The sequence below is a fragment of the Spiroplasma sp. AdecLV25b genome, from assembly GCF_030913225.1.
Classification (GTDB): domain Bacteria; phylum Bacillota_I; class Bacilli_A; order Mycoplasmatales; family VBWQ01; genus Spiroplasma_E.
In genome coordinates this window covers 1-7759 of the sequence record NZ_JAQYTS010000052.1, presented here as the reverse complement: position 1 = coordinate 7759, position 7759 = coordinate 1, and the positions used below count along the sequence as shown (strand labels likewise).

Below are 7759 nucleotides of genomic sequence, written 5' to 3'. Positions count from 1 at the left end.
AATAAAGTTAAAAGACCAATGAATGCTTATATGCTTTTTAGTAAAGAAAAAAGAGCAGAGATTATTCAACAAAAACCTGAACTTAAATCAAAAGTTGCAGAAGTTGCCAAATTGATTGGTAATCATTGAAAAGAAATGACAAACGAAGCAAAAGAAAAATATCAAAATTTAGCATTAGCAGATAAACAAAGATATGAAAGTGAAATTCAAAAATAAGAATTTTAAATGAATTTTAAAATATCAATAACTAAAACTTTTTTAGCAGTTAAAACTCTATTAAGAGTTTTAGTAGATAAAAAATTAATCCGAGTTGACCAACTAACCAGAAAAAACATCTACATGCTTTCAAGTCTAGGAAACAATAAATCAGGACAAGGTAAAAATTATATCAAAATTAACTATAATGAACTAGCTCATCAAGATTTACTTATCAAATGAGTGTCTCAACAAAATGACATAATTTCTTATCAAACTGAAAAAGAACTAAAATCAACCGGACACCTAATAAAAGATAATTGAGGAAATAATAAATCTAAGCAAGGTTATCCCGACCTACTAGTTCATTATGAAAATAAAGATATAATTGTCGAATTAGAAAGAACTAGAAAAAGCAAAGAACAATTTAAATTGAAGTTAAATAACTTACGAAGTTATTTACTACAAGATATTCATATCCTTTGACTTGTTCCCAATGAAAGTATGTTGAAATTTATTTATCAACAAATTATCAATTATAAATGAAAATCTGATTTTCATAAGATTGAAATAATCACTGATAACTAGTAACTTTTAAAACTTCCAAAACTGAGATATTTAACTTATAAAAATTTGTTGCATTTTTTTTGATAAAGTTTTAAACTTAAAAAAGTTTTTAATTCATTACTTTTATTTTTAAAGTAATATTATTTTTGTATTTAAAAGGGAGGAGAAAAAGTAGAAATTAACAAGTCAAAATGACAAAATGGAAATGATTGATATTGCTATTAACCCAATTAATGAATTTATTAAATCATTTTTTAATGAATTAAAATCAAATTTAAATTTAGTAAATAATGATGATGAAGTAAAAAATATATTAAATATAAATGGTTCATGAGGTAGTGGTAAAAGTACAATTGTAAATAATTTAGAATATTATTATCAGTCTGAAAATAAAAAAGAAAAACCAAATTTTTTCATTTTTAATTTATGAGAATATGAAACTTTATCAGAACCATTTTTTTACTTAGTTAAAGATTTACTCAATAAAATTTTTTTCAATATTTCAAATGATTATGTAACACAAAAAGCAGAAATAATTAAAAAAGTAAAAAAATGAACAATTGGTTTGACATTTAAACTTCCTTTTTTGGATATAAAAATTGAAAATGAACAAAAAAAAAGAAATTAATAATCAAACTAAAAATAAAAAAATAGTAATAATTTTTGATGAATTGGATAGGTGTACACCCACTAACCAAATTATATTTTTAAGTTATATAAAAAATATATTTTTTAAAATAACTAATATTTTTTTCATAGTTTCATCTAATAACGAAGTTATTAATCAAAAATTATATATTGAAAATAAAAGAGAATATGAAAGCAAATATGAACTTGAAAATTATACTGATAAATTATTTAATAGTGTTTTTGATTTAGATATTCATTTTGATGCTGAAAATTTAATTTTTACAGATAATGAATTTATTAAACAATTTTTAAAAGAAATGGATATTAAAAATCCAAGACTTATTAATAAAATAATTGAAAATTTAGAAACAATTATGAAAATTGAAATGAATAAACAAAATAATGACTTTTATTCTTTAATAAAAGAAAATCATTCAAAAAAATATTTAAATAAAATAGAGTTTGTTTAAATTTTAATTTTATATTTCCTTTATTTGCAAATGATTTATCAAAAATAAGTGATTTAAATTCTATATTTATAATAGAAAAACAAAAAATGGAAAATGATATATATTCTACTGAACTCAATAGATGTTTTTTAAATTTAAACAAATTAAATATACAAAAACATAAAATTGTTTTTTGAGAAATTTTAACAGCAAAATACTATATAAAAAATGTTAAAAATATACAATGTGGTTGTATTACACATTCAAAAATAAATTTATCATACAAAGTTATTCAAGAAATTATGAAATTAACAATATTTAATTATTCTTTAAATCATCATTTGAATATAAATATTGAAGAAATAAAAGATAAAAGAATATAGTGAACTAAAATAAATTATTTGATTACATCAATATTTTAAAAATGCTCAATTTGAGCATTTTGCTTTTCCTCTGGAATGTGGATTGACAATCCTTTTTACAAGTAATAATTAACCCTCTTTTTTATTTTTTCATTCTTTATAAAATTGATTTAAGTTTTTTAAACATCAGGGTTTGTATCATTTTCATTTGTGATTATTGCTGATTTAATAGTTTGTTTGTAAATAGATTTAGGTTGAAATTTTGGTGAGTAATGTTCATTCATTTGTAAAGTTTGACCAGTTTTTGGATTTCTGACAGTTCTTGCATTCTTTTTAACAATCATGAATTTTCCAAGATTTGAAATATCAACAAATTCACCAATTGAATTTTTAGCAATGATAATTTCTGAAAGTTTATCAATGCACTTTTCAACATCTTTTGGATTTATATTAATTTCACTACTAATTGCTTTAATTAATTCTTTTTTATTCATAATATCCCTCCAAAATTTTCTTAATATAATTTTACATGATTTCAACAAAAAGTTATTCATGTGCTGATTATCAATTTTAAAAGTGATGAATTAACCTTCTTTTTTCTTTTTTCATTCTTTATAAAATTGTCTTACAGCTACTCTAAATAAAGCAGAATTATTAATTGGTACACCTCAATCTTTTAACTCTTTTATAATGAGTTTTGTTTCAGCATCAATCGAAATAGTTTTAAATTCTTGTTTAGAGGATTTAAAAACAGGAATGTTACTTGTTTCATTATTATTTATATTAAAATTATTTATGTGATTTTCTGGTATCGATTTATCTATTTTAGAATCTTGATAATGTATTTTTTGTTCAGCAATAACTTTTAACTTTTCTAAAGTACTTAATTTTTTTTCACTCATTAAAGAACATCCTTTTCTAATAATTCTAAATATAGATTATAGAAAGGATTTTTTTCAGTAATTCTATATTTGTTAATAATTGTTTCTTGCTGTCTAAAAATTGTATCTGGAATCATCGTGTTTAGTAATTTATCATCAATATTTGACTTGCTAATTAATTCAAGCATTACGTCATGAAATTTTGCTTTTTTTACTTTATTAACAAAATAATATTTGATGTTATTTGTTAATAATCCACCAAAACTATTAATTGAGTTTATAGCTTCCTGATATGGTTTAGTCATAACATCAATACCTTGATATGAGTACAAATGCGGTTCAATTGGAACAATAATAGAATCACAAGCTAATAACATGCTTGTAAGTAATTTATCTGCTTTTGGTGATGTATCAAAGAAAATATAATCAAATATTTCATTGAGTATCATTTGCATTTTTTCAATATTTTTCATAAATATTGTTACTCCAAAAGAATTTTTATCTAATTCAGATAAAACTTTATTAGCAAGTTCTGTTCAAGAGGGAACAAGTACAACATTTAAATTATCTGTTTGAATAAATGTATTTAATAATTCTTCTGTCGTTGAATTTGATTTAAATCATTTTTCAATTTTATTACTATCAATATAATTGCCAATTAGCGAATTTGTAAGGTTAGCTTGCGGATCTAAATCAAACAATAATACTTTTTTTTCAATAGAAGAAAGTATGCTAACCAGCCCCAGCGTACATGTTGTTTTACCACAACCACCTTTAGAATTAGCTAGTGTTATTTTTTTCATTAATGTATTTCCTTTCTATAATAAAATTATATAAATATTATATCATATTTATATTTTATATTTATATATATGTATTTATAATAATATTTATTTATATTTTATATTTATATAAAACAAATGATTTATTTAATGGTTATCAAAATCTTGCATAATCTTTTTTACTTCATCATCACTTAAAATTGGATTTTCAATTATTTTTGATTTTTCCGGTTTGTTTTCAACCATAATTTTTTCTTTCTTTACACATTCTTTTTTAGTTGGTAGTTTTTCAAGTTCAGGATTTTGAGCATTAAATTTTTCTAAATCTAAATGCGTATTTAAAATTATCTTGTTATATTTTCTACCTACTTTTATCAATTGATAAGTAAAAATAATATCAGTTTTTAACAAATCTTTTTTCACTGGTTCTAAAATTTTTGATTTTAAATTTGTTATTTTTCTAAAATAACTACTGTTTAAACTTAAATTCAATATTTTAGCAAGTTTTTCAAAATCTCACTCATGATTAAAATTTGGCGTATTTTTGGTTTTAGCATTCATATACAAATAACTACGTAAATACTCATATAAACGCAATGAATATTTACTAGTAACAGTTTTTGTATAAGGTAAATAAATATTTGTATAATCAGATTTTAAATTTAAATAATGTTCTGCTACTAAACTTTGATGAATTTCTAAATATATTTTGCCTTGGTCATTTCCACCTTTTAAAAATAAATTTATAAACTCAAATTTATCTTTCGTTTCATCAAATAAAAAAAACTTATAACTAGTTAAAATCTCAATTTCTTTTTGAATTACTGTCATTTCTTGTTTTTTATGAACAACTTTATCATAAAGTTTGTGTTGTTTAATACCATAATATTTGCAAAAATCAGAAAGTCAATATTCCATATACTTATGTGGTTCTCTTTTATTTCAATCTAATTTATATAACGAACTTAAAATTGCAAAGTTAAACAATCTTTGTGTCATAATTCCTGCAGACTCATTTGTCACTGCACGAACAATCACATTTGATTTTTTAATAAAATGTTTTTCTTTCTTTTCGACTAAACTATTTGCCATAAACTAACCCCTTAAAACATATCTTTATAATTCACTAATCAAAATTTTTATTATACAATTATCTAGTTACTGGTGTGGTCTTTGCTCGATGGCATCAGTAACGATTTTTTATTTTTATTTGATTGATTTGATTTAAAACCTTGACTTACATTACTTGTAAACAGTGGTTTTAAATTACTTGCACTTGTTCCTACCAAAGTAGAAACTGCAAGCATGCTTAGTAATTTTTTCATTATCTTTTCTCCTTTTTTAATTTTTTAATTTTCATTAATTTAATAATAAAATTAAAAATTGTATGAGTCATAACTAAAATAAAACCAACGATTGTAGAAACTAAACCAATAATTAATCAATCTGGATAAGGTAATTTTAAATATACGTGACTGGCCATAGTAATAATTCCAAGTAAACACAAAACACCACCAACTCCATAATTAATGATTTTTAAAATTATATTTTCTAATAAAATAATATTGTTTTCAGAAATATCTAGATTCATAAAATTACTCCTTAATTTATCAACTTTTCTTCATCATTTTTTTTGTTAAATAAATCCATAACTGTTAGGTTTTGTTCATTTTGTAACTTAATCAAAACTTTATAAAAATTATTAACTAATTTATATCATTTTTGACTACTAACTTTTATATCTTTTAATTCTGCTTCTAAGTCACCAATAATGAAACCATTTAAATCAAATTCTATATCAGGATATTGATGATAAAAACTGGCTTCAGGAGTAATTCTAAAACCTATACCAATAACATTTTTAAATTTATCTAAATAAATATCATATATTTGAATTCAAATATCCTGTTTAATTTCTTTAAATCTTTTAAAAAATTCTAATTGGTTTTGTTTTCATTTAATCTTCTTAAAACTGCTACCATTTTTCATTTCATGACCATCTACATAAAGATTAAATTCTTCATTTTCAGGTTCAAAAAATACTTCAGCTAACATTTAAAATCACTCCTAAATTTTATATACTTAAATTAGTTCCATAAAGCATGTTATTAGCGTTGTTTAAGAATATGAAAAAACCATTCATATTCTTAAACTCAAGCGTACTATCATTGTTTAAACTCTATATAAACATGAATATTATACAATTGTTCTGGGTTATTTACAAATGAGAATTTTGTTTAAAAGTTTCTAACACAAATTCTTTTTGTCTTTGAAAAATTTCAGTTAAAGAATAATAAATAGCAAATGTAATATTGGAGTTTTTATTACAAGATTCTCATTTGTCTTGATCAACTTTATGTCAGAAACTTTCACAAATATGATTTTGTTGAGCATCTCAAACTTGTAAAACCAAGTTTTCTTTTAAAAAATATTCACATACTTTGACTAGTTCCAAATGAAATTATGAAAAGATTTATAAGTGAGCAAATCAAATCATACAATTGAAAATTAGAACAACACCACATAGAAATATTTAATGATGTTTAAAAAATAAACTTTTATGAATAAAAAAGGTTATAATAAAAAAATGAATATTTTTATTTTACATCGAGACTTTCGTATACATGATAACAAAGGTTTAATTGCTTTATCAAAAGAAGAAAAAGAAATTTATTTAATTTTTATCCTAACAAATGAACAAATTAAAAATAATAAATTTTTTAATCTAAAGTCATTTCAAGCAATGATTTTTTGTTTAAAACAATTAAATAAAATAATTCATATTAATGTTTTAAAAGCAGAAAACGAATTAAACGCAATCAGAAATTTAGTTAATCAAGGAATAATTATTAATAAAATTTACACTAATAAAGATTTTAGCCCTTATGCTCTAGAAAGAAGTCAACAATTAAAAAATTTAGCAAAAGAAATTGGTTTTATTTATCGTGAATTTCATGATTATATGCTTTTTGCTCCTCATGAAATAAAAAAAGATGATGGTAGTTTTTATCAAATTTTTACTCCTTATTGAAATGCAATTAAAACAAATAAATTTAATATTACAATATCAAAAACTCCAAAATTTCGAGCTATGAAACTACCAAATTGTGAAGATATTAAACAATTAAAAGATAATGACTTTAATTTACCATTAACAAGAGAAAAAGTAGAAATTATTGTTACTCGTTTATCAAAAGATTATCAAAATCAACGTGATAAAATTGATTTAATTAAAAACAGTACTTCTCATATTAGTACAGCCATTAAATATGGAATAGTTTCTATTCGTGAAGTTCATTTTTGAGCAATTCAAAGATTTGGTTATTTTAATAATAGTTTTTCTAGACAATTGATATGAAGAGATTTTTTCTATCAAGCAACTTATAATGCTATGATAGAAAAAAAATGAAAATTTGGAACAAATTGAATTAAAAAAATGAATGATATTATTTGAGATAATAATATAGAGAATTTTAAAAAATGATGCAAAGGAGAAACTGGTATTCCTTTAATTGATGCTGGGATGAATGAATTAAATAATTATGGTACTATGCATAACCGTGTACGTATGATTTGTGGTTCTTATTTAGTAAAAAATTTAAATATTGATTGAAGATGAGGAGAAAAATATTTTGCTCAAAAATTAATTGATTATGATTCAATTGTTAATCAATGTTCATGACAATGAGTAGCAGGAACAGGATTTGATGCTCAACAATATATTAGAATTTTTAATCCTTATTTACAACAAATTAAATATGATCCTAATTTTGTTTATATTAATCATTTTTTATCAAGAACAAAAAATATAGAAGAAATTGTTGATTTTAAAAAATCAGTTCAAGAAGCTAAAAAAAGATACCAAAATTTAAAAAGTAATATTCAAATTTATA

The 7759-nt window shown here is 21.7% G+C and carries 13 protein-coding genes; 5 read left to right on the top strand and 8 right to left on the bottom strand.

All coding sequences use genetic code 4. The annotated features are described in order from the left end of the window. From RDJ14_RS05040 to RDJ14_RS05025, 4 genes are all read left to right on the top strand, one after another. Positions 1-216: HMG-box domain-containing protein (locus RDJ14_RS05040; protein WP_308150273.1), on the top strand; the 216-nt coding region annotated here is incomplete at its 5' end. A gap of 9 nt (positions 217-225) precedes the next feature. Beyond that, a complete protein-coding gene (locus RDJ14_RS05035; protein ID WP_308150272.1) occupies positions 226-783 on the top strand; it encodes a hypothetical protein in 558 nt (185 codons plus the stop codon). A gap of 178 nt (positions 784-961) precedes the next feature. Further along, positions 962-1390, top strand: coding sequence for a P-loop NTPase fold protein (locus RDJ14_RS05030; RefSeq protein WP_308150271.1), 429 nt, complete (start codon positions 962-964; stop codon positions 1388-1390). After that, positions 1368-1862, top strand: coding sequence for a P-loop NTPase fold protein (locus RDJ14_RS05025; protein WP_308150270.1), 495 nt, complete (start codon positions 1368-1370; stop codon positions 1860-1862). Before RDJ14_RS05030 ends, RDJ14_RS05025 begins: the two co-directional genes overlap by 23 nt. 520 nt (positions 1863-2382) lie before the next feature. Here RDJ14_RS05025 and RDJ14_RS05020 read toward each other — a convergent pair. The 8 genes from RDJ14_RS05020 to RDJ14_RS04985 form a co-directional block, all read right to left on the bottom strand. Then, on the bottom strand, positions 2383-2697 hold the full coding sequence (locus RDJ14_RS05020; RefSeq protein WP_308150269.1) for an HU family DNA-binding protein: 315 nt from the start codon (positions 2695-2697) through the stop codon (positions 2383-2385). A gap of 90 nt (positions 2698-2787) precedes the next feature. Next, a complete protein-coding gene (locus tag RDJ14_RS05015) occupies positions 2788-3105 on the bottom strand; it encodes a hypothetical protein (RefSeq protein ID WP_308150268.1) in 318 nt (105 codons plus the stop codon). Further along, positions 3105-3887 carry a ParA family protein gene (locus RDJ14_RS05010; protein ID WP_308150267.1) on the bottom strand — a complete coding sequence of 261 codons (783 nt, stop codon included), beginning with the start codon at positions 3885-3887 and terminating at the stop codon, positions 3105-3107. The genes RDJ14_RS05015 and RDJ14_RS05010 overlap by 1 nt, the downstream gene beginning before the upstream one ends. Before the next feature lie 126 nt (positions 3888-4013). Then, complete coding sequence (locus RDJ14_RS05005; protein ID WP_308150266.1) at positions 4014-4958, bottom strand: replication initiation protein; 945 nt, start codon at positions 4956-4958, stop codon at positions 4014-4016. Positions 4959-5020: 62 nt separating this feature from the next. Further along, entirely contained in the window at positions 5021-5191 is a 171-nt protein-coding gene (locus RDJ14_RS05000; RefSeq protein WP_308150265.1) for a hypothetical protein, read from the bottom strand. Continuing rightward, positions 5191-5457 carry a hypothetical protein gene (locus tag RDJ14_RS04995; protein ID WP_308150264.1) on the bottom strand — a complete coding sequence of 89 codons (267 nt, stop codon included), beginning with the start codon at positions 5455-5457 and terminating at the stop codon, positions 5191-5193. The genes RDJ14_RS05000 and RDJ14_RS04995 overlap by 1 nt, the downstream gene beginning before the upstream one ends. An 11-nt stretch (positions 5458-5468) precedes the next feature. Further along, positions 5469-5921 (bottom strand): hypothetical protein, encoded by a 453-nt coding sequence (locus RDJ14_RS04990; protein ID WP_308150263.1) that lies wholly within the window; start codon positions 5919-5921, stop codon positions 5469-5471. Positions 5922-6084: 163 nt separating this feature from the next. Then, positions 6085-6279, bottom strand: coding sequence for a hypothetical protein (locus tag RDJ14_RS04985; protein ID WP_308150262.1), 195 nt, complete (start codon positions 6277-6279; stop codon positions 6085-6087). 174 nt (positions 6280-6453) lie between these two features. On the opposite strand from RDJ14_RS04985, the gene RDJ14_RS04980 reads away from it, so the two are divergent. Next, positions 6454-7759: deoxyribodipyrimidine photo-lyase (locus RDJ14_RS04980; protein WP_308150261.1), on the top strand; the 1306-nt coding region annotated here is incomplete at its 3' end.